General features: G+C 66.3%; 23 protein-coding genes and 1 pseudogene. 18 read left to right on the forward strand and 6 right to left on the reverse strand.

Going from position 1 to position 26,660, the window contains the following annotated elements; translation table 11 throughout:
• Nucleotides 1–67 precede the first annotated feature (67 nt).
• From AB0L63_RS13140 to truB, 9 genes are all read left to right on the forward strand, one after another.
• Entirely contained in the window at nucleotides 68–400 is a 333-nt protein-coding gene (locus AB0L63_RS13140; protein WP_364498987.1) for a YlxR family protein, read from the forward strand.
• Nucleotides 401–508: 108 nt separating this feature from the next.
• Nucleotides 509–3,565, forward strand: coding sequence for a translation initiation factor IF-2 (infB, locus tag AB0L63_RS13145; RefSeq protein ID WP_364498990.1), 3,057 nt, complete (start codon nucleotides 509–511; stop codon nucleotides 3,563–3,565).
• A gap of 85 nt (nucleotides 3,566–3,650) precedes the next feature.
• Complete coding sequence (locus AB0L63_RS13150) at nucleotides 3,651–3,941, forward strand: DUF503 domain-containing protein (protein ID WP_364498992.1); 291 nt, start codon at nucleotides 3,651–3,653, stop codon at nucleotides 3,939–3,941.
• Between the two features lie 102 nt (nucleotides 3,942–4,043).
• Entirely contained in the window at nucleotides 4,044–4,487 is a 444-nt protein-coding gene (gene rbfA / locus AB0L63_RS13155; protein WP_364498995.1) for a 30S ribosome-binding factor RbfA, read from the forward strand.
• Nucleotides 4,488–4,509: 22 nt separating this feature from the next.
• Complete coding sequence (locus AB0L63_RS13160) at nucleotides 4,510–5,529, forward strand: bifunctional oligoribonuclease/PAP phosphatase NrnA (RefSeq protein WP_364498998.1); 1,020 nt, start codon at nucleotides 4,510–4,512, stop codon at nucleotides 5,527–5,529.
• 147 nt (nucleotides 5,530–5,676) lie between these two features.
• Nucleotides 5,677–7,116: an MATE family efflux transporter gene (locus AB0L63_RS13165; RefSeq protein ID WP_364499001.1), complete on the forward strand. Its 1,440-nt coding sequence runs from the start codon at nucleotides 5,677–5,679 to the stop codon at nucleotides 7,114–7,116.
• A gap of 154 nt (nucleotides 7,117–7,270) precedes the next feature.
• The gene (locus tag AB0L63_RS13170) at nucleotides 7,271–8,227 is read left to right on the forward strand and encodes a metallophosphoesterase (protein ID WP_364499206.1); all 957 of its coding nucleotides are present in this window, start codon (nucleotides 7,271–7,273) and stop codon (nucleotides 8,225–8,227) included.
• A gap of 171 nt (nucleotides 8,228–8,398) precedes the next feature.
• Complete coding sequence (npt, locus tag AB0L63_RS13175; protein WP_364499208.1) at nucleotides 8,399–9,070, forward strand: 4'-phosphopantetheinyl transferase Npt; 672 nt, start codon at nucleotides 8,399–8,401, stop codon at nucleotides 9,068–9,070.
• A complete protein-coding gene (gene truB / locus AB0L63_RS13180) occupies nucleotides 9,070–9,984 on the forward strand; it encodes a tRNA pseudouridine(55) synthase TruB (protein ID WP_364499003.1) in 915 nt (304 codons plus the stop codon). The genes npt and truB overlap by 1 nt, the downstream gene beginning before the upstream one ends.
• Before the next feature lie 185 nt (nucleotides 9,985–10,169).
• On the opposite strand, the gene AB0L63_RS13185 is transcribed toward truB, so the two are convergent.
• From AB0L63_RS13185 to AB0L63_RS13195, 3 genes are all read right to left on the reverse strand, one after another.
• A complete protein-coding gene (locus tag AB0L63_RS13185; RefSeq protein ID WP_364499006.1) occupies nucleotides 10,170–10,946 on the reverse strand; it encodes a metal-dependent transcriptional regulator in 777 nt (258 codons plus the stop codon).
• Nucleotides 10,947–11,059: 113 nt separating this feature from the next.
• Entirely contained in the window at nucleotides 11,060–11,743 is a 684-nt protein-coding gene (locus tag AB0L63_RS13190; protein WP_364499009.1) for a DUF6875 domain-containing protein, read from the reverse strand.
• Nucleotides 11,740–12,843, reverse strand: a complete 1,104-nt coding sequence (locus AB0L63_RS13195; protein ID WP_364499012.1) for an AMP-binding protein — start codon at nucleotides 12,841–12,843, stop codon at nucleotides 11,740–11,742. The genes AB0L63_RS13190 and AB0L63_RS13195 overlap by 4 nt, the downstream gene beginning before the upstream one ends.
• A 414-nt stretch (nucleotides 12,844–13,257) precedes the next feature.
• Between AB0L63_RS13195 and AB0L63_RS13200 the strand changes: the two genes are divergently transcribed.
• From AB0L63_RS13200 to AB0L63_RS13220, 5 genes are all read left to right on the forward strand, one after another.
• The gene (locus AB0L63_RS13200) at nucleotides 13,258–14,229 is read left to right on the forward strand and encodes a bifunctional riboflavin kinase/FAD synthetase (protein ID WP_364499014.1); all 972 of its coding nucleotides are present in this window, start codon (nucleotides 13,258–13,260) and stop codon (nucleotides 14,227–14,229) included.
• Between the two features lie 126 nt (nucleotides 14,230–14,355).
• Complete coding sequence (rpsO, locus tag AB0L63_RS13205; protein ID WP_062991119.1) at nucleotides 14,356–14,625, forward strand: 30S ribosomal protein S15; 270 nt, start codon at nucleotides 14,356–14,358, stop codon at nucleotides 14,623–14,625.
• Between the two features lie 468 nt (nucleotides 14,626–15,093).
• Nucleotides 15,094–17,367 carry a polyribonucleotide nucleotidyltransferase gene (locus AB0L63_RS13210; RefSeq protein ID WP_364499017.1) on the forward strand — a complete coding sequence of 758 codons (2,274 nt, stop codon included), beginning with the start codon at nucleotides 15,094–15,096 and terminating at the stop codon, nucleotides 17,365–17,367.
• A 68-nt stretch (nucleotides 17,368–17,435) separates the two neighbouring features.
• Nucleotides 17,436–18,758 carry a pitrilysin family protein gene (locus AB0L63_RS13215; protein ID WP_364499211.1) on the forward strand — a complete coding sequence of 441 codons (1,323 nt, stop codon included), beginning with the start codon at nucleotides 17,436–17,438 and terminating at the stop codon, nucleotides 18,756–18,758.
• A 61-nt stretch (nucleotides 18,759–18,819) separates the two neighbouring features.
• Nucleotides 18,820–20,289: a hypothetical protein gene (locus AB0L63_RS13220; RefSeq protein ID WP_364499020.1), complete on the forward strand. Its 1,470-nt coding sequence runs from the start codon at nucleotides 18,820–18,822 to the stop codon at nucleotides 20,287–20,289.
• 1 nt (nucleotide 20,290) lies between these two features.
• On the opposite strand, the gene AB0L63_RS13225 is transcribed toward AB0L63_RS13220, so the two are convergent.
• A complete protein-coding gene (locus tag AB0L63_RS13225; RefSeq protein WP_364499023.1) occupies nucleotides 20,291–20,620 on the reverse strand; it encodes a helix-turn-helix domain-containing protein in 330 nt (109 codons plus the stop codon).
• A gap of 91 nt (nucleotides 20,621–20,711) precedes the next feature.
• On the opposite strand from AB0L63_RS13225, the gene AB0L63_RS13230 reads away from it, so the two are divergent.
• A complete protein-coding gene (locus AB0L63_RS13230; RefSeq protein ID WP_364499025.1) occupies nucleotides 20,712–21,932 on the forward strand; it encodes an MFS transporter in 1,221 nt (406 codons plus the stop codon).
• A gap of 47 nt (nucleotides 21,933–21,979) precedes the next feature.
• Nucleotides 21,980–23,458, forward strand: coding sequence for a pentapeptide repeat-containing protein (locus AB0L63_RS13235; RefSeq protein ID WP_364499028.1), 1,479 nt, complete (start codon nucleotides 21,980–21,982; stop codon nucleotides 23,456–23,458).
• Between the two features lie 14 nt (nucleotides 23,459–23,472).
• On the opposite strand, the gene AB0L63_RS13240 is transcribed toward AB0L63_RS13235, so the two are convergent.
• Entirely contained in the window at nucleotides 23,473–23,868 is a 396-nt protein-coding gene (locus AB0L63_RS13240) for a VOC family protein (RefSeq protein WP_364499030.1), read from the reverse strand.
• A gap of 168 nt (nucleotides 23,869–24,036) precedes the next feature.
• Here AB0L63_RS13240 and AB0L63_RS13245 point away from each other — a divergent pair, with 168 nt between their 5' ends.
• The gene (locus tag AB0L63_RS13245; protein ID WP_364499033.1) at nucleotides 24,037–25,143 is read left to right on the forward strand and encodes a zinc-binding dehydrogenase; all 1,107 of its coding nucleotides are present in this window, start codon (nucleotides 24,037–24,039) and stop codon (nucleotides 25,141–25,143) included.
• A 240-nt stretch (nucleotides 25,144–25,383) separates the two neighbouring features.
• Here AB0L63_RS13245 and AB0L63_RS13250 read toward each other — a convergent pair.
• Nucleotides 25,384–25,485, reverse strand: a pseudogene (locus tag AB0L63_RS13250) (helix-turn-helix domain-containing protein); the annotation flags it as partial.
• Nucleotides 25,486–25,861: 376 nt separating this feature from the next.
• On the opposite strand from AB0L63_RS13250, the gene dapB reads away from it, so the two are divergent.
• On the forward strand, nucleotides 25,862–26,608 hold the full coding sequence (gene dapB / locus AB0L63_RS13255) for a 4-hydroxy-tetrahydrodipicolinate reductase (protein ID WP_364499036.1): 747 nt from the start codon (nucleotides 25,862–25,864) through the stop codon (nucleotides 26,606–26,608).
• Nucleotides 26,609–26,660: the final 52 nt, after the last annotated feature.

Here is a 26,660-nt window from a genome sequence, read left to right on the forward strand (position 1 = left end):
GGGGTTCGGCGTTCCGAGCGGGACAGCGGTAGAGTGGTTGACGGTTCAGCGCGAGCCTTCGGTTCCCTTGTCCGAACGCACTACCGAGCAAGTCCCGGCGCCCCGGTGTCGAGCGGCTCCGGTGCGGACGTGCATCGGGTGCCGGAAGCGCGAGTTGGCCGTCGATCTGTTGCGGATCGTGGCGCAAGAAGGTGAGGCTGGCGACGGCTCTCACGTCGTCGCGATCGTTCCCGATCCGCGGCGCAGACTTCCCGGACGGGGTGCTTGGTTGCACCCCTTTTCGGCTTGTTTGAGCACGGCAGAACGACGCCGAGCATTCGGCAGAGCACTACGAGTGTCCGGAAATCTGGATATCTCAGCCCTGGAGCAGTACCTCGAGAACAGGCACGAGCACTCATGAGCACACCGTGAAGCACCAACGATGAACGTCCATCGGAGATAACCCGAGGTCGTGCGGGCCCGCCTTCCCTAGGCGGAGGTACTGCTCGACCTCTCAGTGAGGAGAGCAGTGGCAGGCAAGGCCCGCGTGCACGAGTTGGCCAAAGAACTCGGTGTCACGAGCAAAGAACTACTCGCAACGCTCAAGGAGCAGGGCGAGTTCGTGAAGTCGGCGTCCTCGACGGTGGAAGCACCCGTCGCGCGTCGGCTGCGCGAGTCGGTGGCAGGCAAGTCCGCCCCGGCGAACGGCACCGCGAAGTCGGGGACGCGCTCCGGCTCCGCTCCGTCGAGCACCCCGGCCGCGAAGCCCGGCGCGGGTGGCGGTCCGCGTCCGGGACCACGGACCCCCGCGCAGGCGGTGACCCCGGCGGCTCCGGCCGCCCGTGAGACGGCGGCTCCGGCCGCCCGTCCCTCCGATGTGGTCCGGCCCGGTCCGGCCGCGCGGCCCGGTCCTGCGGCCAAGCCCGCCCCGCGGGACACCGCCCCGGTCCAGGAGACCCCGGCGGCTCCGGCCGCGAAGGCTGCTCCGGCGCCGAGCGCTCCGGCTCAGGGCGGACCCCGCCCGACGCCGGGTGGCGCACGTCCCGGTCAGCACCGTCCCGGTGCACCCGCGCAGGGTGGTCCGCGTCCCGGTGGTCCGGCCGCGGCCGGACCGAAGCCGGGTCCGAAGGCCCCGCGCGTCGGCAACAATCCCTTCTCCTCCGCGCCCGATCGTGAGCGTCCCGCGCCGCGTCCGGCCCCCAGTCAGGGTGGACCCCGTCCGGGTCCCGGCCAGGGGCCACGTCCGGGTCCCGGCCAGGGGCCGCGCCCAGGTCCGGCCCAGGGCGGTCCCGGTCCCCGTCCGGGTGGCGCTCAGGGCGAGCGGCGTCCGGCTCCCGGCCAAGGTGGTCCGCGGCCCGGTGGTCCGCGGCCGAGCCCCGGCTCGATGCCGCCGCGCCCGAATCCGGGTGCCATGCCCGCACGTTCGGCTCGTCCGGGTCCGGGCGGCGGCGCAGGTGCGGGCCGTCCGGGTCGTCCCGGTGGCGGTCCGGGTGGTGGCGGCGGTCGTCCCGGTGGCGGTGGCGGTGGCGGTGGCTACCGCGGCGGTGGCCAGGGCGGCGGCGGCACGGGTGCCCCGGGTGCCGGTACGGGTGCTCCGGCGGCTGGTGGTTTCCGTGGTCGTCCCGGTGGCGGTGGCGGTCGTCCAGGTGGTCCCGGTGGCCGTGGCGGTGCGGCTGGTGCGTTCGGTCGTCCCGGTGGCGCGCCTCGTCGTGGCCGCAAGTCGAAGCGGGCGAAGCGCGCGGAGTACGAAAGCATGCAAGCGCCCGCCGTCGGCGGCGTGCGGCTGCCACGCGGTAACGGCGAGATCATCCGGCTCGCCCGCGGCGCGTCGCTGTCGGACTTCGCGGAGAAGATCGACGCGAACCCGGCTGCCCTGGTGCAGGCCCTGTTCAACCTCGGTGAGATGGTCACCGCGACCCAGTCGGTGAACGACGAGACCCTCGAGCTGCTCGGCAGCGAGATGAACTACGTCGTGCATGTGGTCAGCCCTGAGGACGAGGACCGCGAGCTGCTGGAATCGTTCGACCTGACCTACGGTGAGGACGAGGGCGGCGAGGAAGACCTCGAACAGCGTCCGCCGGTGGTGACCGTCATGGGTCACGTCGACCACGGTAAGACCCGACTGCTCGACACGATCCGTAAGGCCAACGTCCGTGAGGGCGAGGCCGGTGGCATCACCCAGCACATCGGCGCCTACCAGGTGCTCACCCATCTGGGCGATAACGACCGGCTCATCACCTTCATCGACACCCCGGGTCACGAGGCGTTCACCGCCATGCGTGCCCGTGGTGCGAAGGCCACCGACATCGCGATCCTGGTTGTCGCCGCCGATGACGGCGTTATGCCGCAGACGGTGGAGGCGATCAACCATGCGCAGGCGGCCGATGTGCCGATCGTGGTGGCGGTCAACAAGATCGACAAGGAAGGCGCCAACCCGGACAAGATCCGGCAGCAGCTGACCGAGTACAACCTGGTTGCCGAGGAATATGGTGGCGACACCATGTTCGTCGACATCTCCGCCAAGCAGGGCACCAATATCGACCAGCTGCTCGAGGCGGTCCTGCTGACCGCGGACGCGGCGCTGGATCTGCGGGCCAACCCCGATATGGACGCCCAGGGTGTCGCCATCGAGGCGCACCTCGACCGCGGCCGTGGTCCGGTGGCGACCGTACTCATCCAGCGCGGCACGCTGCGCGTCGGCGACTCGATTGTGGCGGGCGACGCTTACGGTCGCGTCCGCCGCATGGTCGACGAGCATGGCGACGATGTCGCCGCGGCGCTGCCGTCGCGGCCGGTCCAGGTCATCGGCTTCACGTCGGTGCCCGGCGCCGGTGACAACCTGCTCGTCGTCGACGAGGACCGGATCGCTCGCCAGATCGCCGACCGCCGCAATGCGCGCAAGCGCAACGCACTGGCCGCGCGCAGCCGCAAGCGGATCAGCCTGGAAGATCTGGATGCCGCGCTGAAGGAGACTTCGGAGCTCAACCTGATCCTCAAGGGCGACAACTCCGGTACCGTCGAGGCCCTCGAGGAGGCGCTGCTCGGTATCGAGATCGACGACGAGGTGCGCCTGCGGGTCATCGACCGCGGTGTCGGTGGCGTCACCGAGACCAACGTCAACCTGGCGTCGGCGTCGAACGCGATCATCATCGGGTTCAATGTCCGGGCCGAGGGCAAGGCGACCGAGCTGGCCAACCGTGAAGGTGTGGACATCCGGTACTACTCGGTGATCTACCAGGCCATCGACGAAATCGAGAAGGCCCTCAAGGGCATGCTCAAGCCGATCTACGAAGAGGTCGAGCTGGGCCGGGCGGAGATCCGCGCGATCTTCCGTTCGTCGAAGGTCGGCAATATCGCCGGCTGCATGGTCACCTCGGGTTCGGTCAAGCGCAACGCCAAGGCGCGCCTGCTTCGCGACAACCTGGTGGTCGCCGAGACGGTCACGATCTCCACCTTGCGTCGGGAAAAGGATGACGTCACCGAGGTCCGCGAGGGCTTCGAATGCGGTATGACGTTGACCTACAACGACATCAAGGAAGGCGACGTGATCGAGGCCTACGAGCTGCGCGAGAAGCCGCGCGACTGAGATTGTGCCGCGGTGGTCCGGTCCATCAATACCGGGCCGGACCACCGAGACAATCCTTTCGTAGGCGCCGATACAGGAGGCTTGGGTGTACCTGGGTGCACTGGAGTTCGACATCCTGCTCGGAGACGTGCGCTCGTTGAAGCAGAAGCGTTCGGTGATCCGGCCCGTGCTGGCCGAATTGCAGCGCTTCGGCGTGAGTGCCGCCGAGGGCGGGGATCAAGACCGCCACCGTCGCTCGCTGCTCGGAGTCGCCATGGTCAGTTCCGGTATGGAACACCTGACCGAGGTACTCGACAAATGCGAGCGACACGTCGCGGCTCGTCCGGAGTTAGAGTTGCTGGCAGTGCGCCGCAGGATCTTCGGACCCGAAGACTGACTCGCGGCGGGAATGACGGGTCTGGAGGGTGGTTTGCGTAACCACGCAGGGCCCCGGTCCCGCCGCACAATGAACACAGCAGTAAGTGAGGAGGGTTCAGCCATGGTGGATCAAGCCAGGGCACGCCGACTCGCCAAGCGGATATCCGCGATCGTGGCGACCGCGATCGAATACGAGGTGAAGGATCCGCGTCTGAATTTCGTGACTGTGACCGATGCGAAGGTCACCGGCGATCTGCGCGAGGCGACGGTGTACTACACGGTGATGGGCGAAACCCTCGACGTGGAACCGGATTACGCGGCCGCGGCCGCCGGTCTGGAGAAGGCGAAGGGTGTACTGCGCTCGAAGGTGGGCGCGGGCACCGGCGTGAAATTCACCCCGACGCTGGCGTTCGTGCTCGATAAGGTGCCCGATGCGGCACGGGATATGGAAGAGCTATTGGCCAGGGCGCGGGCCGCCGATGACGCGGTCGCGAAGGTGGCCGCCACCGCTACCCATGCCGGCGATGCCGATCCGTACAAGGTCGAACGCGACTCCGACGAGTGACGTGCGGTAGACCATGACGACGATGCCCGTCGACCCGGGTAGGGGGGTCGCTGTCGATGCGGTCGAGTTCGGACCTGCCGTTGCCGCATTGAGTGCGGCGCGTTCGGTCACCATCCTGTGCCATGTGCAGCCCGATGCCGACACCATCGGCAGCGGGCTCGCCTTGGCCCAGGTGTTGCACCGGCGCGGTGTCCCGGTATGGGTATCGTTCGCCGAACCCGCCGAACTGCCCGCAACGATGCGGACGCTTCCTGGTGTGCAGCATCTGGTGCCGCCCGCGGATGTCCCCGCCGAGGTGGATCTGCTGGTTGCCGTGGACTGCGGCAGTGCCGGTCGGCTGGGTGTGCTCGCCGATCGATTGGCCGGGGCCCGAACGACTTTGGTGTTCGATCATCACCGCTCCAATACCCGGTTCGGGACGGTCAATGTGATCGATGCGGGTGCGGAATCGACGACGAGTCTGATCGCACGATTGCTCGATATCTGGCAGGAGCCGATCGATGCCGAAGTGGCACATTGTCTTTACGCCGGATTGGTCACCGATACCGGATCGTTTCGCTGGGTGCGGCCCGGCACCCATCAGCTGGCCGAACGGCTGCTGGCCACTGGCATCGATGGCGCCGAAATCACGCGCTCACTGATGGATACGCATCCGTTCGGCTGGTTGCCGATGCTGTCGCGGGTGCTCGGCTCGGCTCGGTTGGAGCCACAGGCCGGCGGTGGGACCGGGCTGGTGTACGCCATCGTGCGGCGTGAGGATGTCGATGGTGTGCGCTCGGAAGAGGTGGAGAGTGTGGTCGATATCGTCCGCACCACATCGGAGGCCGGGGTTGCCGCGGTGTTCAAGGAATCTCGCACGATTCCGGATCGGTGGACGGTGTCGCTGCGCTCACGCGATAGTGCGCCGGGAGCGCGGGACAGTGTCGATGTGGCCACTGTCGCAACGTCTTTGGGCGGTGGTGGGCATCGGTTCGCGGCCGGGTATACCACGCACGGCACGTCTGAGTCGGTGGTCGCGGCGCTGTTGGCTGAACTCGGGTGAGCATGGCGGTTACGGGTCGGCCGATTGAGCAGCGGCGCACCACGCCCCAGCGCTGTTCGGGTGGGCCATCGTCGTGGGGTGGCCCGCGAGATGCTTGGCATGGCGTGTCTTTTCGGCTCCATCCGGCGGAGTCGGGACGAGGCACTGATGAATGAGATACGACCGGATGCGTCGCCTACGTGGGACGGCCTCGATCCGGTGGCGAATCTGCGGCGCGAGTCCGCGACTGCCGCGGAGATCAGCGCGGATGCGTCGGACCCGATCGATGGGGTGGGGCCTCGACGGATTCTCGGACTCGCCGTGCCGACGTTGGGTGTGTTGATCGCGGAACCCATCTATCTGCTGTTCGACCTGGCGGTGGTGGGCCGGCTCGGGGCGTTGGCATTGGCCGGGCTTGCGGTCGGCGGATTGATTCTGGCGCAGGTCGGTTCGCAGCTGACGTTCCTGTCGTATGGGACCACGGCGCGGGCGGCGCGGCGGCATGGGGCCGGGGATGAGCGCGGTGCGATCGGGGAGGGGGTGCAGGCGACATGGGTCGCGGTGCTCGGCGGGACGCTGCTGCTTGTTGTGGGGCAGGCGATTGCGGTTCCGCTGACGAATGTGATCGCTGGTGGTGGGGATATTGCGGGTGAGGCATTGGTCTGGGTGCGGATCGCGCTGTTCGGGGTACCGCTGATTCTGATCGCCATGGCGGGTAACGGGTGGTTGCGCGGGGTACAGGAGACGTGTAGGCCGCTGTTGTTCGTTGTTGCGGGACTGCTGGTTTCGGGAGTGCTGTGCCCGACGCTGGTGCACGGGCTACTAGGTGTGCCACGGCTGGGGTTGGTGGGTTCGGCGGTTGCGAATGTGGCGGGCCAGTCGGTGACGGCCGGGCTGTTCCTGACCGCGCTGGTGGGCGCGCGTGTTCCGCTGGCGCCGCACTGGTCGGTCATGCGAGCGCAACTGGTCCTCGGTCGTGATCTGATCGCCCGTAGTCTCGCCTTCCAAGCCAGCTTCGTCTCGGCGGCGGCCGTCGCGTCCCGATTCGGTGCGGCCTCGGTGGCCGCGCATCAACTGGTCCTGCAACTCTGGAATTTCCTTGCCCTGACCCTGGATTCGCTCGCCATCGCCGCCCAAACCCTGGTCGGTGCGGCGCTCGGCGCGGGCGACGCAACCGGTGCGCGCGGACTCGCACGCCGCGTCACCCGCTGGTCGGGTGGATTCGCGCTGGTCCTGGCGGCGGTCTTCGCGGCGGGCGTCACCGTCATCCCCGAACTTTTCACCGACGATCCGGCCGTCCTCGACCGCACCCAGGTCGCCTGGTGGTTCTTCGTGGCCATCATCCCGATCGCAGGCATCGTCTTCGCCCTCGACGGCGTCCTCTTGGGCGCGGGCGACGCCGCCTACCTCCGCAACACCACCCTCGGTGCCGCCCTACTGGGCTTCCTCCCCGCCATCTGGCTCTCCCTCATCTGCAACTGGGGCATAGCAGGCATCTGGACCGGCCTCGTAGCCTTCATGCTCCTGCGCCTCGTCGCCGTAGTCTGGCGCGCCGAATCCGGCCGCTGGGCCCGCATCGGCACCGAGATTCCCCGCGTCAGTGCGTAGCCCGTGCCCCGCCCACGAATTCGCCTGCGACGCATGATTCGGCCGGGCGAATTCGCGTACGAACGTGGCCGTCAGCGGCGGATTCGAAATCGAATTGCCCATGATCATCGAGTCGGACGGCGCGTGCCGCCGCAGATATGCCAATGTAGGTGTGGTGATACCCAAGTTGATGGCGGTGAGCGACGTTCATGTCGGGCACCAGGGGAATCGTCCGGTTGTCGAGCAGATTCGGGCGGATTCGCCCGAGGACTGGCTCATTGTGGCCGGGGACGTCGCGGAGAAGTCCGACGATATTCGCTGGGCGCTGGAGCTGCTGCGCGGGCGCTTCGCCAAGGTGATCTGGGTGCCGGGCAACCACGAATTGTGGACCACGGCGAAGGATCCGGTGCAGATGCACGGTGTCGCGCGCTACGACTATCTGGTGTCGATCTGCCGGGACCTCGATGTCATCACACCGGAGGATCCGTTCCCGGTGTGGACCGGCGCGGGGTCCGAACAGTACGGCGGCCAGGTGACACTGGTTCCGATGTTCCTGCTCTACGACTACTCGTTCCTGCCCAAGGGCACCAAGACGAAGGCCGAGGGGCTCGCCCTGGCCCGGGAACGCAATGTGGTGGCCACCGACGAATTCCTGCTCTCACCGGATCCGTACCTGACCCGGGACGCCTGGTGTCATGCCCGAGTTCAGGTCACCAGGCGCAAGCTGGACGCGCTGCCACCCGAAACACCGATCGTGATGATCAATCACTTCCCGCTGGTCCGCCAGCCCACCGAGGTGTTGTGGTACCCGGAATTCGCGCTCTGGTGCGGCACCGATCTGACCGCCGACTGGCACACCAGCTACAACGTGGTCTGCTCGGTCTACGGCCACCTGCACATCCCGCGCACTTCCTACTACGACGGTGTGCGCTTCGAAGAGGTGTCGCTCGGCTACCCCCGTGAATGGCAGCGCCGCGGACTGCCGGACCAGTTGCTGCGCCAAATCCTCCCGACCCCGGATTACCCGCCGGGCTCGCTGAACAAATGGGGCGGCCACTTCGAGGTCACCCCCGAGATGGAGGCCGCAGCCGTCGAGATGCGCGCCAAAGCCGAGCGTCGCCGCGGCATCTGAGCCTGGTCCGGATTCGCGGCGGCAATTTGATTCGCGGCGCAACTACTGATTTGGTGTGTACATGGGTAACTCGTCGGGCACGGGCAAGCTCACTTGCCCCCTGACCGCCGGACGCCGACGTCGCTCGCGTGACACTCGAGTCCGGCTTGAAGGTGCGAGGAGGCGGACGAGCTGATCGAGAAAATTCTTCCCGCAGGTGTGGCTTCGGCAGAGCTCTTGGACTATCCCGAGGACCTGCAGCCGCATCCGGCCGAGGCGCACCTCATCGAGAAGTCGGTGGAGAAGCGTCGCCGGGATTTCATCGGTGCTCGGCACTGCGCCCGGCTGGCGCTGGTGGAACTGGGTGAGGCGCCGGTCGCGATCGGCAAGGGCGAGCGGGGTGCGCCGGTGTGGCCGCGCGGCATCGTCGGCAGCCTGACGCACTGTGACGGCTACCGGGCGGCGGCCTTGGGCCACAAGCTGCGGTTCCGCTCGATCGGCATCGATGCCGAACCGCATGACGCACTGCCCGAGGGTGTGCTGGATTCGGTGAGCCTGCCACCCGAGCGGGACTGGTTGGCGCATGTCGACGGCTCCGGTCTGCACTTGGACCGCTTGCTGTTCTGCGCGAAGGAAGCAACCTTCAAGGCGTGGTGGCCATTGACCGCGCGCTGGCTCGGCTTCGAGGACGCCCACATCACCTTCACCATCGATGAGAGCTCCGACGGCACCGGTTCGGGCACATTCCATAGCCAGATCCTGGTGCCGGGACAGGTCACCGACGGTGGCGCGCCGCTGATTTCCTTCGACGGCCGCTGGATGATCGGCGATGGACTCATCCTGACCGCGATCGTGCACGACTGATGGCCGACGCACGGATCGACGCGCTCGGCGGTCTGCTGATCGTCGACAAGGACGGTGGCTGGACCAGCCACGATGTCGTCGCGAAATGTCGAAAACTATTGCGTACCAAGAAGATCGGGCACGCCGGGACGCTCGATCCGATGGCCACCGGGGTACTGGTGCTCGGCGTCGAACGCGCCACCAAACTGCTCGGCCTGCTCACCCTGACCACCAAGGCATACACCGCGACCATTCGGCTCGGACAAGCCACCACCACCGACGATGCCGAGGGTGAAGTGCTCTCGACCGCGGCGGCGATCCATCTCACCGATGCCGAAATCGCCGCGCACACCGCGAAATCGACCGGTGCTATCGAGCAGGTACCTGCCACGGTCAGCGCCATCAAGGTGAACGGTGAACGCGCCTATGCCCGGCATCGGGCCGGTGAAGAGGTGCGCCTCGCCGCTCGCCCGGTCACCATCTCACGCTTCGATATCCTTGCCCGCCGCGATATTTCGGGGTTCGTCGATTTGGACGTGGTCGTCGAATGTTCGTCCGGCACCTACATTCGTGCACTGGCACGCGATCTGGGTGCCGCGCTCGGTGTCGGCGGCCACCTGACCGCGTTGCGCCGCACCAGGGTCGGCCCATTCACCCTCGAACACGCCAGAACCCTCGACGAATTGGCCGCCGCCGCCGAATCCGAGGACGCGCTGCTGAGCCTGGACATCGACGACGCTATCCGAACCGCATTCCCACACCGCGCTATCGATGACAAGCAAGCAGAAGATCTCCGCAACGGCCGCTGGCTCGATCCGGTCGGCCTCTCCGGCGTCTATGCCGCCATCGACCCATCCGGCCGCGCAATCGCCCTGTTGCAGGAAACCGGCAAGCGCGCCGCCTCGGTGATGGTCGTGCGCCCCTCCAATCTCTAACAGGTGTCGCATACCGGTCAGTGGCTATGCGGCAACTGGCACGGCTGGATTTCCTGGTGCGCTGACCGATTCGGCGGGCCTCATTTCTATGGGGCTCGACCTGTGCCGACTCCGAGGCATGGCGATCCGATAAGGGGATCGGAGTGTGTTATTGCCGCGGGTTGCGGTGGCCCTGGCAGCGTGCGTCAGTCGCGGAGCCAGATGGCTTCGGCCGCGGGGCTGCCGAGATCGATGGTGCGGTCCTCGATGCGAATCGCGATGGTGCCCGCGAAGTCTCGGCGCTCCATCACGACGATCGGCGTATCGAGCGCGATGCCGACCGAATCGAAGTAGCGCAGCATATCCGGATCGGCGTCGGAAATCCGCGCGACATGGCCGGATTCGCCCGCGCGGAAATCGCTGAGCTGGCGAGCGGGCGGCTTCGGCACCGCGCCGTCGACCGAGGGAATGGGATCGCCGTGTGGATCCCGGTCCGGATAGCCGAGCTTCGCGTCGATGCGCGCCATCAGCAACTCCGAGACCGCGTGCTCGAGCACTTCGGCCTCATCGTGCACCTCATCCCAACCGTAGCCGAGCTCGTTGACGAGGAATGTCTCGATCAGCCGATGCCGACGTACCATGGCGACCGCCGCGCGACGCCCGTGTTCGGTGAGGGTGATGGCCCCGTACCGAGCGTGTTCGACAAGCCCTTGATCGGCGAGCTTGCGTACCGCCTCCGAGACGGTGGAAGCCGAGACACCGATCCGTTCGGCGAGCAGTTTCGTCGATACCTTTTCCTGCGACCATTCTCGAGCGGTCCAGATCACTTTCAAATAGTCCTGGGCGACCGAGGTGAGCTCCCGCGCAACCGTCGCGGTGCTGCCGTGTGGGCCTGTGGTCTCGGTCGGCTGCGCTGCGGTGTCGGCCAGCTCGCGTCGGGTGGCGATGTCTCGTTTACCGGGCACATGTTCGAGCTTATGCATTGGACCCCCGATTAACACATTCAGACGCTTGAACAGCGGCAATGCCGTTGTTCGGCAGTGCCGCCGCGTCGGTTCCGGCTGGTCGGACCGACCTCGGGTCCGCCGGTGTTCCGTCAGCCCTGCGACGCGGAGCCGAAGCGACCGGCCGGTGTTTCGACGAGTTTGGCGGCCATGGAATTGCTGATGAAGCCGGGAATCGCGGGGGCGAAGACTTTGAGGTAGGTATCGATCCATTCCTGGCGGGTGTTGAGGAATGGGAAGTCGGTGGGGGCCATATAGCGGACGGCGAGGATGGGCAGGGGCGCGTCGAGTGCTGGAAAGTTCGGATTGTGCAGCCCGGCGACGGTGCAGCCGGGATAGAACTGGCCGAGCATCAATCCCTTGTCGACGAACCGGGTTTTCTGGACCTGTTGGACAACGTCGATGTCGACGTATTCGGTGAGGTCTGGGAAGACCGCGAGCACGGCTTTGAGTTCATTGTCGGGTTCGTCTCGTGGCGGCAGCGCGGGGAACAGGTCGTTCAGATCATCGACGATGGCGGTTATCCGTTCTGCGTCTATATGGCGGCCTTCGACGAAGCAAACCCAAAGGTATCGGCCGCCGATGGCGCGTCCGATGTAGGGGCAGACGGGGCCGGAGCGGCCGAGGTCACGATGGGGTCTGGACAGGTAATCGCTTGCCCATCGGCGCAGTTCGGCGGCGCGCGGATGCTCGGCGGCGCGAATTGCCGGATCGGTGGAGAACAGATTGGTCGGTTGCACGCCGGAGCGTTTCCCGATAATTCCTTCAGCATTCATGATCGGCCTCTTTTTGCCGAGGAGTAGGTATCGACCACCGCGCGACCTGGTGTCCATTGCGCGGTCGGATCCGCTGGACATGTCTCACTGCCCAGGACGATGGTGTCGAGGGCGACGATTTCGTCCGGGTGCATCGACGCGAGCACCGTGGAGGTGATGGCAATATGGGTGATGTCTTCGGTCGCAATCAGTTCCGCCAGTTCGGTACCGGCGACTATCGACGGCGGCGCGAGGATCAGTGTGGCTCCGGCAGCGGCAGTGCTGAGCCATTCGAGGATCGAGACATCGAAAGTGGGCGAAGCCGCCGCCAGCACCCGAGATGTCGGGGTGAGGCGGAAGCGCGCTCGGGTCTCGGTGGCTAGGTCTGCTATCTCGGTGTGGGTGACGACGACGCCTCTGGGCGTTCCGGTGGAGCCCGAGGTGTAGATGAGGTAGGCCGGGTGTTGTGGTCGTAGTGGGGTGGCACGTTCGGCGTCGGTGACCGGTTGGGGGTCGCGGGTGATGTCGTCCAGATCGTCCAAGGTCGACCAGTCGACGGAGTCGGGCAGTTTCGCACGTACGGATGTCGCAGTGAGCCCGATGGTGGCACCGGAATCGGCGAGCATGCCGATGATGCGTTCAGGGGGGTGGTTCGGGTCGACGGGGAGGAAGGCCGCGCCGGATTTGGCTGTCGCCCATATCGCGAGCACGAGCTCGGGCGACCGTGGAATACCCATCGCGACAATGGTTTCCGGGCCTGCACCCAGGGCGATCAGGACCCGGGCCAGCCGGTTCGATCGCTCATCGAGCTCGCGGTAGGTCAGATGTCGGCCGCCGAACACGATCGCGGTGGCATCGGGATTCTGGGCGACGGCCGCTGTCAGCAGGTCGAACAGTTGAACAGGCGGCAGTGCGGGTGCTCCCGCGTGGGTCACTGGATCGGCTCGTTGCGCTGGTTCCAGTTCGCCGTGGATTTCCACATAGTGCGCCACCGCCGATGGCACCTCGGGAGCGAGCCGTTGCTCGTTCCGGATTTCGGCCGGCCGGGACGACAACGGGAACGGATCCGTGCTGCGGGAACCAACAGGGCCGTCGCCAAGCGGAGTTGCCGGTGCGTTCATCAATTACCCCTTCGGTCCAGAGGTGCTCATGTGCAGGCGCGCACTGCGGGAGATCTTGACCCGGCTCTGCGGAAATCACGGTCGAACGCCGGAGCTCACGGTTTGGACCGGGCCCACTGCGACAGCAGTGTGATCCGGGGTTATCGGCGGGTGCCCAGCCAGGAAGCCGCCTGAGGCAGAGCGGAGTCGTAAGACATCGGGAACCACCTTTCTCGACAGGCGATCAGCTTCAAAGTTCCAGGATCGCAATGGCGAGCCTCGCGAGCAGGGGAAGAACGCGGATCGTGATTACCTCGCAACTGTCGTCAGCCAGCTGAACCTGCAATTCACCCCATGTACACAATGGGTCCCGTCGGAGTGCGGATGGCCACCTCCGAATACTGCTCGCTACCTGTTTTGCGTAGGCTGCGGACTGTGCAGAGATGGCGAAGTCTCGACGAGGTGCCCGCGGACTGGGGGCGGTGCGTACTCACGATCGGCGTATTCGACGGTGTGCATCGCGGCCATGCGCAGCTGATCAGCAGGGCCGTGAAGTCCGCTGCCGCACGCGGTGTTCCGGCGGTATTGATGACCTTCGATCCGCACCCGATGGAAGTAGTGCGCCCCGGTTCGCATCCGGCGCAGTTGACGACGCTGACCCGGCGTGCCGAATTGGCAGAGGAACTCGGCGTCGATGTGTTCTACGTCATGCCCTTCACCCAAGAATTCATGAAGCTGACCCCGGCGAGCTACGTACACGACTTGTTGGTCGAGCACCTACATGTGACCGAGGTCGTGGTCGGTGACAATTTCACCTTCGGTAAGAAGGCCGCCGGCACCGTCGAGACCATGCGCGAGCTGGGTGAACGCTTCGGCTTCGAGGTCGACGGCGTGAAACTGCTCGGCGAGCACGCGGTCACCTTCTCCTCCACCTATATCCGGGCCTGCGTCGACGCCGGCGATATGGCCGCGGCCGCCGAGGCGCTCGGCCGTCCGCATCGGGTCGAGGGTGTGGTCGTGCACGGCGACGGCCGCGGCCGTGAGCTCGGCTTCCCGACTGCGAATATCGCGCCGCCCATGTATGCCGCCATTCCGGCCGACGGCGTCTACGCGGGCTGGTTCACCGTGCTCGGTCCCGGCCCGACCATCGGGACCGTGACGCCGGGGGAGCGCGCGATGGCCGCGATCTCGGTCGGCACCAATCCCACCTTCTCTGGGCGCGCCCGCACCGTCGAGGCCTACGTGCTCGACGGTGAGGCCGATCTGTACGGCCAGCACGTCGCGGTGGATTTCGTCGAGCACCTGCGCGGCATGCGCAAATTCGATTCCATCGACGAACTGCTCGAGGCCATGGCCCGCGATGTCGAGAACGCCCGCAAGGTGCTCACCGCCGCCGCCGACTCCTGACCGGATTCGGTGGGCGCGGTGCTGTCGGGTAGGGTGGATCCTCGGGTTTGCTGCGGTCCGCGGCGGCACCCGGCCGGGTAACTGGAATCCTCGAGCGCGGAACTGAGAAATAGGAGTGGATGCCCCATGGCGCTGACCACCGAGCAGAAGTCGGCCATTCTCGCCGAGTACGGCCTGCACGAGAAGGACACCGGTTCTCCGGAGGCGCAGATCGCGTTGCTGTCCAAGCGGATCGCCGACATCACCGAGCATCTGAAGAAGCACAAGCACGACCACCACACCCGCCACGGCCTGATGGCGCTGATCGGTCGTCGCAAGCGCCTGTCGAAGTACCTCGCCGACAAGGACATCCAGCGCTACCGTTCGCTGATCGAGCGCCTGGGTCTGCGTCGGTAATTGTGTTCGATTTGCAGCGCCGACGGCGCTGCGTGTTCGCGGCCCCTGGTGTCTCGCGAACGTTGCTCGTAAGGCTCGCTCCGTGGTTGCCGGGTTGAGGACGAGTGGTCCCGACACGCTGCATACCCGAGGCGGTCGATCCGGTGGCCAACGGGGAGAAGTACAATCTCCCCGTTGGCTATATGTGTATGAGGGGTATTCACACCTCGTTTGCATGACAACATTGCACAGTCGTATGCACCCGCGCGTGGCGTCGGTCTTCGGTAGTGGCCTCCCGGCAGGCGAGCAGTCGCCGGCGGGCTTCGATCGATGACCGCCTCCGCGTCGCCGTTTCCAAGGGGATTCGGCCGGGTGTGCGCGTCGCGGCCAGGAGGGTTGCCGCGCGTCCGTATCCGGTACGGCTGACGACAGCTGGATCGCGCCCGCCGGCGCTCGATCCAGCGAAGACGAGAGGTTGAGAGCAGAAAAATGTCCGAAACAACTACATCCTCGGCCATCGAGGTCGAACCCGGTGTGTTCGAATCCGTCGCGTTGATCGATAACGGCACCTACGGAACCCGCACCGTCCGCTTCGAGACCGGCCGTCTGGCCCGCCAGGCCGCCGGCTCGGTCGTCGCCTACCTGGACGACGAGACCATGCTGCTGTCCGCGACCACCGCGGGCAAGCACCCCAAGGATCAGTTCGACTTCTTCCCGTTGACTGTCGACGTCGAAGAGCGCATGTACGCCGCGGGCCGCATCCCGGGTTCGTTCTTCCGCCGGGAGGGCCGCCCCTCCACCGATGCGATCCTGACCTGCCGCCTGATCGACCGTCCGCTGCGTCCGTCCTTCGTTGACGGTCTGCGCAACGAGATCCAGGTCGTGGTCACCGTGCTGAGCCTGGACCCGAACGATCTGTACGACGTCGTGGCCATCAACGCCGCCTCCGCGTCCACCCAGATCGCGGGCCTGCCGTTCTCCGGTCCGGTCGGCGGCGTGCGCGTCGCACTGATCGATGGCCAGTGGGTCGCGTTCCCGACCGTCGAGCAGCTCGATGGCGCGGTCTTCGACATGGTCGTCGCCGGTCGGGTTGTCGAATCCGGCGACGTGGCCATCATGATGGTCGAGGCCGAGGCCACCGAGAAGGTCATCGAACTGGTCGCGGGCGGCGCGCCGGCGCCGACCGAGGCTGTGGTGGCACAGGGGCTCGAGGCCGCCAAGCCGTTCATTGCCCGCCTGTGCAAGGCGCAGCAGGATCTGGCCTCGCTGGCGTCCAAGCCGACCGAGGAGTTCCCGCTCTTCCCGCCGTACGAGGCCGATGTCTACGACGCCGTCGAGGGCACCGCCAAGCGCGAACTGGGCGAGGCGCTGAGCATCGCCGACAAACAGGAGCGCGAAGCCAAGATCGATGAGATCAAGCTCGCCGTGCTGGACCGGCTGGCCGACGACTTCGCCGGTCGCGAGAAGGAACTGGGCGCGGCATTCCGCTCGGTCACCAAGAAGCTGGTGCGCCAGCGCATCCTGTCCGACGGCTTCCGCATCGACGGTCGCGGGCTGGCCGATATCCGCGCCCTGTCCGCCGAGGTCGCGGTGATCCCGCGGGCGCACGGTTCGGCGCTGTTCGAGCGTGGCGAGACCCAGATCATGGGCGTCACCACCCTCGATATGGTGAAGATGGCCCAGCAGGTCGACTCGCTCGGCCCGGAGACCTCCAAGCGCTACATGCACCACTACAACTTCCCGCCGTTCTCCACCGGTGAGACCGGTCGCGTCGGTTCGCCGAAACGTCGCGAGATCGGCCACGGCGCGCTGGCCGAGCGGGCGCTCATCCCGGTGCTGCCGAGTCAGGAGGAGTTCCCCTACGCCATCCGTCAGGTCTCGGAAGCGTTGGGCTCCAACGGTTCCACCTCGATGGGTTCGGTCTGCGCCTCGACCCTGTCGCTGCTGAACGCCGGTGTGCCGCTGAAGGCGCCGGTCGCCGGTATCGCCATGGGCCTGGTGTCGGACACCGTCAAGAACGATAAGGGCGAGGACGAGGTCCGCTACGTGGCCCTCACCGATATCCTCGGCGCCGAGGATGCCTTCGGTGATATGGACTTCAAGGTCGCGGGTACGCACGACTTCGTCACCGCGCTGCAGCTCGACACCAAGCTGGACGGCATCCCTTCGCAGGTGCTGGCCGGTGCGCTGAGCCAGGCGCACGATGCCCGCACCACCATCCTGGAGGTCATGGCCGAGGCCATCGCCACGCCGGACGAGATGAGCCCGTACGCACCGCGCGTCACCGCGATCAAGATCCCGGTCGACAAGATCGGCGAGGTCATCGGCCCGAAGGGCAAGGTGATCAACCAGATCACCGAGGAGACCGGCGCCAATATCTCCATCGAGGACGACGGCACGGTCTACGTCGGTGCGACCAACGGTCCGGCGGCGCAGGCAGCGATCGACCAGATCAACGCCATCGCCAATCCGCAGCTGCCGAAGGTCGGCGAGCGCTTCCTGGGCACGGTCGTCAAGACCACCGCCTTCGGCGCGTTCGTCTCGCTGCTGCCGGGCCGCGACGGCCTGGTGCACATCTCCAAACTGGGCAACGGAAAGCGCGTGGCCAAGGTCGAGGACGTGGTGAACGTCGGCGACAAGCTGCGCGTGGAGATCGCCGATATCGACAATCGCGGCAAGATTTCGCTGGTGCCGGTCGACGAGAACGCCGACGAGCCCGAGGCCGCCGAAACCGCTGATGCGGGCCCGGCGGAGACCGAGTAGTACTTGTCTCTGTGACGAAGAAGAAGACGGCAACCCCTCTGCTCCGCGGCGAGCAGGGGGGTTCGTCTCTGGAGCTGCGGATAGACCAGGTGCGGGGCACCGACTCGGGGGTACGGCGCACCGTATTACCCGGCGGGCTGCGCGTGGTTACCGAACATGTGCCCGGCGTGCGTTCGGCATCGATCGGGGTCTGGGTTGGGGTCGGCTCGCGCGACGAGGGACCGACTGTCGCGGGTGCCGCCCATTTCCTGGAACACCTGCTGTTCAAGGCGACCCCGACGCGTTCGGCATTGGATATCGCGCAGGCGATGGACGCGGTCGGTGGCGAGCTCAACGCGTTCACCGCGAAGGAGCAGACCTGTTACTACGCCCACGTCCTCGACGAGGATCTTCCGCTGGCCGTGGATATGGTCTCCGATGTCGTACTCAACGGTCTGTGCCGGGCCGAGGATGTCGATGTCGAGCGGCAGGTGGTGCTAGAGGAGATCGCCATGCGCGACGACGATCCGGAGGATCTGGTCGGAGACGCATTCCTGTCCGCGCTCTTCGGCGATCATCCGATCGGGCGTCCGGTGATCGGCTCCATCGAAACCATCGAGGCGATGAATGCCGCGCAGCTGCGCGGCTTCCATCTGCGCCGGTATCGGCCGGACCGGATGGTCGTCGCGGTCGCGGGCAATGTGGAGCACGACCACACCGTGGAATTGGTGCACCGCGCGTTCGCATCCCGGCTCGACCCGACCGCCGAGCCGGCCCGCCGTCGCGAGGGCCGCTTCCGGCCGCACTGCACACCGGAACTGCACTGGAGCCATCGCGACAGCGAGCAGGCACATCTGGCCTTCGGTGTGCGGGCCTTCGGACGGCACGAGGGTGAGCGGCGCTGGCCGCTGTCGGTGCTCAATACCGTGGTCGGCGGCGGCCTGAGTTCGCGGCTGTTCCAACGCATTCGGGAGGAACGCGGACTCGCGTACTCGGTGTACTCCAGCGTCGACACCTTCGCCGACACCGGAGCGTTCTCGGTGTACATCGGCTGCCAGCCGGAAAACCTCGGCAAGGTGGCGTCACTGGCGCGCGGGGTGCTCGAAGAGATCGCGGCCAATGGCATTACCGACGCGGAATGCGCGCGCGCGAAGGGGTCGTTGCGTGGTGGACTGGTGCTCGGCCTGGAGGATTCGGCATCGCGGATGAACCGGATCGGTCGCAGCGAGCTGAGTTATGGCAACCACCGCAGTGTCTCGGAGACGCTGACCCGCATCGATGCGGTGACCACCGACGAGGTTTCGGCGATCGCCCGCACTCTGCTGGCGCGGCCGTTCGCGGCCTCGGTGGCCGGACCGTATCGGCGCACGCGGGACTTGCCGGCCACGGTGCGGCGATTGGTCGAGGACTGAGGTAGATCACCAAGGTGGCCGGTACGATTCACGCCGGCCACCGATCCGATCGGGGGTGGATATGACGAACTCGGCGCTCGGTCGTGCCGAGGTGGCGGCCGAACTCGGTCGGCTCGACGAGGCGCGTCGGATCATCGGCGAGGCCTTGATTGCCCAACCCGATGACCCGGTGCTGCTGGAACGCATGGCGGATATCGCCTATCGACTCGATCAGACCGATGCGGCGCTGCGTTACGCGAGCGCGGCGATCGCGGCCGATCCGGCGCGCATCGACGCGTATCTGACCGCGGCCCTGGCCTACGACGCGTACACCATGCGTGCCGAAGCGCAACGGCACGCCCGCATGGCGACTCGCTTGGCGCCGGACCATGTCGGCGCGCTACTGGTGCTGGCTCGGGTCATCGCCAATGCGGCGACATCCGACAAACCGCGCGCCGAAGCCCGCGACGCTCTGGAACGGGCGACCCAACTCGCCCCCACGCATCCGAGTACGCATGCCCACGCGGCGGAAACCTATCGCCGACTGCATGATTCGGATGCCGCCCGGCGTCATGTCGAGGCCGGTCTCGCCGAGGATCCGGTACATACCGAACTGCTGCAGACCCGGGCGCGGCTGGACTTCGAGAACGTCGCGACCAGAGATATGGCCATCGCGACGCTGCGTGGACTGCTGGGCTCGAATCCGGGCAATGTCGGCGCGCAGCGGCTGCTCGCCGAAATCATGTGGCGTGCGCTGATCGGGCTGGCCGCTTGGGGGTGGTTCTTCGCGGCGGCCGTGGTGGCGCTGTCGATGTGGATTCCCGCGGGTGGCTTGCGGGTGCTGACACCGGCGCTGTTCGTAGGTGTGCTCGGTGCGTGGTTCGGTGTATTCCGGAAGCTGAGTCGCCATTTGCCGCAGGGGTATCTGCGCAAGCGACTGCTGCGGCGTCCGGAAGCCTTGCTGGCGTTGGTGATCGGGCTGGTCTCGAGTTTTGTCGTCGAAATCGGTGCGGCGGTTGTGCGATCGGAATGGTCGGCCGAGGGCGTCCGCGGCGGGTACATCGTGGTGCTGGTCGGCATGATGGGTGCCGCGCTGGCGCATCTGCTGCTGTTCGCGGCGTGGGTCGGGCGGCGGGACGGCGAGTCGGATCGGCGTGCGGGGGAGGAGTTCGCACTGCTGAGCGTGATCATCGTGATCGGTGGTGGGCTGCTACTCGTGGGAATGCTTGCCGCGCTGCGGCATTGGGCTCGTCAGCCCGCGGCGTTCGGAGTGTTCGTCGCGATCGTCGGCATGGTGGTCGTGACATTGCTGCTCGAGATTCTGCTGGTGCAGGCGCTGGAGTACCGGTGGCGGATGTTCGATGCGTACGCCGGGGGCGTGCTGTTCGTCGCGGCATTGCTGGCACTCGCCATCTGGTGGGGTTGGCAGCAGACCGCGACGCAGACCTTCCACAGCGATGAGCGGGCTCCGGTGCCGACCGCCCCGAAATCACCGCCGCCCATTCCGACCTTCCACTTCACCCCGTCGCTGCCGCCGCCACCTGCGGGTTAGATCAGTCGTTGCGGGCGCGGTTCGCGGCAGCGACGATCGGTGGCAGCAGTCCGGGTAGGGCATTGTCGAGGTCCTCGGAGCGCAGGCGCTGGCAGGTCTGGCCATCGATAATCAGTCGCTCGATAACACCGGCTTCGCGCAGAATCTTGAAGTGATGAGTAGCGGTCGACTTGTTGATCACCTCATAGAGCGCACCGCAGCGCACGGCGGTGCCCGCATTGCTCAGTCGTCGCACCATCTCCAGCCGCACCGGATCCTGGAGTGCGCCGAGCACGGCGGGTAACGAGGCGACTGGCGGCGCCTCGCTGGCCGATTCCTTAGTTTCGGTCATGATCTACCTCACAGTGGTTTGATGAGCATCGTACCGGCTGTATCGTCAATCAACGTTCGATCATCATCAAACTTACCTGATCGGGGTTCCGATGGCAGCGACAATGACGGTGGAGGCCGACCAGCAGACCGCGCAGCGTTGGGCCTATGCGCTGATTCTGGCGGCGAGCGGGGTGGCGCTCGGCGTCTCCGGTGTGCCCGCGCCGCTGTATGGGATGTACCAGAAGGAATGGCATTTCACGCCGCTGACGACGACGTTCGTCTTCGCGGTCTACGCATTCGCGGCGCTGGCCGCGGTGCTGGTCTCCGGGCGAATCTCCGATGTGGTCGGTCGCAAGCCAGTGCTACTCGGCGCATTCGCCACTATGATAATCGGGCTTGTGGTGTTCCTGTTGGCGGACAATGTCGCGATGCTGCTGGTGGCGCGGGCGCTACATGGGTTTGCGGTCGGTTCGACAGTGGTCGCCGGGGCCGCGGCGCTGCTGGATCTACGGCCGAAGCGCGGTGCGCGGTCCGGTCAGCTCAGCGGCGTTGCCTTCAATGTGGGTATGGCCGTGGCGATTCTGGGATCGGCATTGCTGGCGCAGTACGCGCCGCATCCGCTGCGCATGCCCTATGTCGTCGTCACGGTGGTGTGCCTGCTCATCGGCATCGGTGTCATCGCCTTGCGGGAACCGCATACCGCCCGGATCGCCGGACGCATCACGATCGCGAAACCAGCGGTGCCGCAGGAGATTCGCGGTGACTTCTGGTTCTCGGCGCTGGGTGTGATGGCGGCCTGGTCGGTGCTCGGCGTACTGCTGTCGCTGTATCCGTCGCTTGCCTCGGCGGAGACCGGCATCCACAATCTGGTCTTCGGCGGCGCGGTGGTCGCGTCGACCGCGGTGGCCGGTGCCATGGTGCAACTGTTCGCGACCGGAATTCCAGCGCGGCGCGCGGCAATCGGCGGTGATACCGGTATGGCGGTGGCATTGGTGCTCACGGTGCCCGCCCTGCACACCGGCAACTGGGTTATGGTGCTGCTGGCCGGAGTGTTGCTCGGTGCGACCTTCGGGCTCGGATTCGGTGGTTCCTTGCGGCATCTGTCCGAGGTTGTGCCGCAACACAAGCGGGGCGAGACCATGTCGGCGTACTACCTGCTCGCCTACTCGGCCATGGCGCTGCCGACCATTCTCGCCGGGTGGGCGGCCACCGAATGGGGGCTGAGCGAGGTATTCCCCTGGTTCGTCGGTGTGGTCGCAATCGCCTGCCTAGTGGCGGCAGGGGTGGGGTTGCGTAATCAGGGGGAAGCGAAAACGCAAGGGGCGAGGTAGCCGCTGGTCCGGTAGTCGTCGAGCGACAACCCGACTACCATGCGGTGATGCGATGGGGGCGGTTGGGCAACCGACTACACCGCGCGGCACTGTTGCTCGCGGTGTTGGGTGCGGTGGTCGGTGGCTTGGCGATTGCCGGGCTGACCTGGTGGTTGTTGTGGTGGCTGCTGGGGGTGAAGGCCGAGACACCGAATCAGTTGGACCTCACCAAGATTGCGCTGTCGGTTGCCGCCGGGGTTGGCGCGGCGGTCGCGCTGGTGGTGGCGTATCGGCGGCAGCGAGATCTGGAGCGCGGGCGGTTCGCGGAGTTGTTCGGAGCGGCGGCGCGGCAGTTGGGAGATGTGGACCCGGCTGTTCGAATGGCCGGGGTGTATGCGATGGCGGGGGTGGCGGATGAGTTCTCAACGCCGAGTCGCAGGCAGCAATGCATCGATGTGTTGTGCGGCTATTTGCGTATGCCGTACAGCCCCGACGATGGCGCGAACCACCTTGTGTCGCTGACGGAGTCGACGGTGCAGGCCGGAACCACGATGGAACGCAAATACCAGTACCGGCAGAACGATCGGGATGTGCGGCGCACCATCGTGGCGCTGATCGCGAATCACCTACGCCGCGGCGCCGATGTGTCGTGGTCGGCTTGCGACTTCGACTTCACCGGAGCACTGCTCGAGGATGCCGACTTCTCGCATGCGATATTCGCCGGTCAGCACACCTACTTCACCCGAGCGAAGTTGGTCGGCTCGTCGAGTACGCGCTTCGATCGCGCGAAATTCATCGGCACCCATGTGACATTTCGCGGTGCATTGTTCTGCGGCGGCGCAGCAATATTCGACGATGCGGAGTTCAGCCCCGGTGGCGGCGGTCGATCTGAACTCGGCGGATTTGGTACCGCGTTCGTCGACGCGATCTTCCGATGTTCGATCTCGTTCGAGCGTGCGGTATTTCGCGGTGTGCGGACCACCTTCGAAGGGGCCCTGATGGAAGGTACGCGGTCCTCGTTCATGGGCGTCCGGTTCGAGGGACAGCTCACCAGCTTTGTCGGTGCGCGATTCGTCGGCCCCGAGACGTCGTTCACAGATGTGGCATTCCGTGCCGAATTCACATCGTTCGAATGCGCGATCTTCGACGGCGATCACATCGCATTCGACCGCGCCGAATTCTCCAGTGCGCGGATCATGTTCACCGGCAGCCAGTTTCGCGCCACAACTGTTGCATTCGACGATGCGCGGATCGGCGTGACCCCCCGGCTGCGCGTGCGCGGAACCCGCGAAACCGATTTCACCCTGGCCGAATTCCACGGGGCCATCACCTTTGCCCGCACCGTGCTCGGCGGACGCACGGTCGACTTCACCGAGGCCGACTTCTTCGGCGACATCTCCTTCCTCGGCACGCGCTTCGCCGCCCAGGAAATCCACTTCGATCGGCCGAAAGCCTGGGTGGGCACGCATTTCGACTGGGATGACGTGCCCACCCGCAAACCGACCGGCGTCAAACCGAATCCGTGGCCCCCGGCCACCTCGGCGTGACGGCCGGAGTGCGCTTACGTCGGCCAACCACCGTAGGGAACGGTGATCAGTTCCATGAAATGCCCACTTGGGTCGAGGAAATAGACGCCGCGACCACCATCGTTGTGATTGATCTCGTTGACGCCCTGTCGGCGGGGGTCGGCCCAATGTTCCAGTTTGTAGCGCTGGATCTTGGCGTAGGCCGCGTCGAACTCGGCCTCGGAGATCAGGAATGCGTAATGTTGGGGCTGGATTTCGGTGATGTGCGGTGGCACGTTCGCGAAGTCGAAGGTGACTCCATTACCCGTGGGCAACGGGATGAACGGACCCCATTCCTTTCCTGGCTCCAAACCCAGGATGTCCGACCAGAATTCGGCGGACACCCGATTGTCGTGGCAGCCGACAATGGTGTGATTGAACTGTACAGACACGGATTTCTCCTTATGTCGTGACGGTCCCGACCCCGGGCTCGGTACAAGGCGGCCTACGGGAGCACCGTCACGGGCGTCGAGATTAGCTAATCGCACTCCACGGTGCCACCCCCGAGTGATGCGGGCCATGGTGGTCTGTCCGTGACGCCGCACGGTAGCGTCGGTGGAATGAAGATTCGAGGGGCGGTCCTGGAGCGGATCGCAGCGCCCACGCCGTTCGCCGAGTCGGCGCCGATCACCATCTGTGAGCTGGACCTGGGGGAGCCGGGTCCGGGTGAGCTGCTGGTGCGTATCGAGGCCGCCGGGTTATGTCATTCCGACCTGTCGGTGGTGGACGGTAACCGGGTGCGACCGGTGCCGATGCTGCTCGGACACGAGGCGGCGGGCATTGTCGAAGCGATCGGGCCCGGTGGCAGCGACGTCGCAGTGGGGCAGCGCGTGGTGATGACCTTCCTGCCGCGCTGCGGGGAGTGCGCGGGCTGCGCCAGTAACGGCCGCACGCCGTGCGGTCCGGGCAGTGTCGCCAATAACGCGGGTGAGCTATTGAACGGCGGGCGGCGGCTGCACCGGGAGGGCGTGGAGGTGCACCATCACCTCGGCGTGTCTGCCTTCGCGACGCACGCCGTCGTCGATCGCCGATCGGTGGTTCCGGTCGATGCCGATGTGCCGCCGGAGGTTGCCGCGGTACTGGGCTGTGCGGTGCTAACCGGTGGTGGTGCGCTGCTCAACTCCGCGAAACCCGGTGTGGCCGACCGGATCATGGTGGTAGGGCTGGGCGGTGTCGGTATGGCGGCGGTGCTCGTCGCGCTGGCGCTCGGTAAGCACGAGGTGATCGCGGTCGATACCGTGCCGGAAAAGCTCGCTCTAGCAAAGGAACTCGGCGCGAGCGCCGCGTACACACCGGCCGAACTCGCGCAACAGGGCATCTCGGCCGATGTCGTGGTCGAGGCCGCGGGAAATGTTCGTGCCTTCGAAACCGCCGTCGCCGCAACGGGACCCGGTGGTACGACAGTCACCGTCGGACTGCCCGCCCCCGACGCACGTGCGAGCATTTCGCCCTTGGGGCTGGTAGCTCAGGGGCGCACCATCATCGGTAGCTACCTCGGCTCGGCGGTGCCCTCCCGGGATATCCCGGAGTACGTCCGCATGTGGCGCGAAGGTCGGTTGCCGGTCGAAAAGCTGGTGTCCTCGCACGTCGGGCTGGACGAAATCAACCACGCCATGGACGACCTCGCCGCCGGGCATGCGCTGCGGCAGGTCATTGTGTTCAAGTAACGCCACGGTGCGTTGCGCGTGGCCCAGTCCGGGGGTGTTCGTCGAGGCGTCGACGAATCGTCCGAGGAGACGGACGAATTCGATGCGCTCGCGGTCGGTCCAGTCCGCCATGGCGGCGCGGCGGCCGTCGCGTGCTGCTGTCACGGCGGCGCTTCCGGCGGGAGTCAGTTGCAGCACGGCTCGCCTGCCGTCCTGCTGATCCGCCACCCGCTCCAGGTGGCCGGATGAAACCGCCTGGGCGACAAGGCGGCTCGCGCGTGGCTGATCGACACCCAATGCCGCGGCCAGGGTGCCGACGGTGTCGGCATTCGCGCCGGCCACCGCGTCCAGCACGTGGAACACGCGATCGGCGCCGGCGAATCCTGGCCGAGCGTCCCGCGGGTCTGCCGCCGCTCCGAATCCGCACCATCGCTGCCTCGACGGACGGCGGTAACCGCATCATGCTCTTCCATCGGGCCTCATTTTCATGTCATATTACATATAGTTGTAATTTGAAGGAATGCTGGCATCGCAACGTCCGATCGGCTACTGGCTCGAGGAACTCGACCGCAATGACCAGTACGTCGAGACCGTTCGCCTGCTGGAAAAGATGGCCGAGAATATGGCCGGCGCCTGAGTTGCATGTCGCCGTAGTGTTGCCGATCACCGGAGGTCAGCGGACCGGGAAGGGAGCAGTGTCGATAGGCTGGCGGGGTCAGCGGTGGAATTAGGAGGTGCGGTGACCATTCGGGTCGGAGTGATCGGTGCGCGGGGGAAAGTCGGTCAGGCGATTTGTGCGGCGGTGCAGGCGGCCGACGATCTGGAGTTGGTCGCGACCGTCGACAAAGACGATTCGCTGGAGTCGTTCACCGAGTCGGGCACTCAGGTGGTCGTCGACTTCACCAATCCCGATGTGGTGATGGGGAATCTGAAGTTCCTGGTGGAGCGCGGAATACACGCGGTTGTCGGGACCACCGGATTCGATGAAGCCCGCCTGGACGAGGTGCGCGGCTGGTTGGCGGGGCGACCGGAGACCGGTGTGCTCATCGCCCCGAACTTTGCCATCGGCGCGGTGCTGTCCATGCGGTTCGCCGAGCAGGCGGCGCGGTTCTTCGATTCGGTCGAGGTCATCGAACTGCATCACCCGAATAAGGTCGACGCGCCCTCGGGCACCGCGTATCGCACCGCGGGCCTGATCGCCGCCGCGCGGGACAAGGCCGGAGTCGGCCGCAGCCCGGATGCCACTACCCAGGAACTCGATGGTGCCCGCGGCGCCGATGTCGATGGCGTGCGGGTGCATTCGGTGCGCCTGGCCGGGCTCGTCGCGCATCAAGAGGTGCTCTTCGGTACCCAAGGCGAAACCCTCACCATCCGGCACGATTCCATCGACCGCTCCTCCTTCGCCCCCGGCGTATTGCTCGGCGTCCGCGAGATCGCGCATCGCCCCGGCCTGACCGTCGGGCTCGACCCGTTCCTGGATCTGTGACTCGGGAACCGGTCCAGCCGGACGACCAGGGTTCGGATTCGGACGCGCGCGG

It is taken from the genome of Nocardia sp. NPDC051990, from assembly GCF_040680755.1.
Lineage (GTDB): Bacteria > Actinomycetota > Actinomycetes > Mycobacteriales > Mycobacteriaceae > Nocardia.

Excerpts from the sequence above, each read along its gene's own strand:
- rbfA (WP_364498995.1), top strand. The coding sequence starts at position 4,044 with ATGGTGGATCAAGCCAGGGCACGCCGACTCGCCAAGCGGATATCCGCG.
- AB0L63_RS13160 (WP_364498998.1), top strand. The coding sequence starts at position 4,510 with ATGCCCGTCGACCCGGGTAGGGGGGTCGCTGTCGATGCGGTCGAGTTC.
- AB0L63_RS13165 (WP_364499001.1), top strand. The coding sequence starts at position 5,677 with ATGAATGAGATACGACCGGATGCGTCGCCTACGTGGGACGGCCTCGAT.
- truB (WP_364499003.1), top strand. The coding sequence starts at position 9,070 with ATGGCCGACGCACGGATCGACGCGCTCGGCGGTCTGCTGATCGTCGAC.
- AB0L63_RS13185 (WP_364499006.1), bottom strand. The coding sequence starts at position 10,946 with ATGCATAAGCTCGAACATGTGCCCGGTAAACGAGACATCGCCACCCGA.
- AB0L63_RS13190 (WP_364499009.1), bottom strand. The coding sequence starts at position 11,743 with ATGAATGCTGAAGGAATTATCGGGAAACGCTCCGGCGTGCAACCGACC.
- AB0L63_RS13195 (WP_364499012.1), bottom strand. The coding sequence starts at position 12,843 with ATGAACGCACCGGCAACTCCGCTTGGCGACGGCCCTGTTGGTTCCCGC.
- rpsO (WP_062991119.1), top strand. The coding sequence starts at position 14,356 with ATGGCGCTGACCACCGAGCAGAAGTCGGCCATTCTCGCCGAGTACGGC.
- AB0L63_RS13210 (WP_364499017.1), top strand. The coding sequence starts at position 15,094 with ATGTCCGAAACAACTACATCCTCGGCCATCGAGGTCGAACCCGGTGTG.
- AB0L63_RS13220 (WP_364499020.1), top strand. The coding sequence starts at position 18,820 with ATGACGAACTCGGCGCTCGGTCGTGCCGAGGTGGCGGCCGAACTCGGT.
- AB0L63_RS13225 (WP_364499023.1), bottom strand. The coding sequence starts at position 20,620 with ATGACCGAAACTAAGGAATCGGCCAGCGAGGCGCCGCCAGTCGCCTCG.
- AB0L63_RS13230 (WP_364499025.1), top strand. The coding sequence starts at position 20,712 with ATGGCAGCGACAATGACGGTGGAGGCCGACCAGCAGACCGCGCAGCGT.
- AB0L63_RS13235 (WP_364499028.1), top strand. The coding sequence starts at position 21,980 with ATGCGATGGGGGCGGTTGGGCAACCGACTACACCGCGCGGCACTGTTG.
- AB0L63_RS13245 (WP_364499033.1), top strand. The coding sequence starts at position 24,037 with ATGAAGATTCGAGGGGCGGTCCTGGAGCGGATCGCAGCGCCCACGCCG.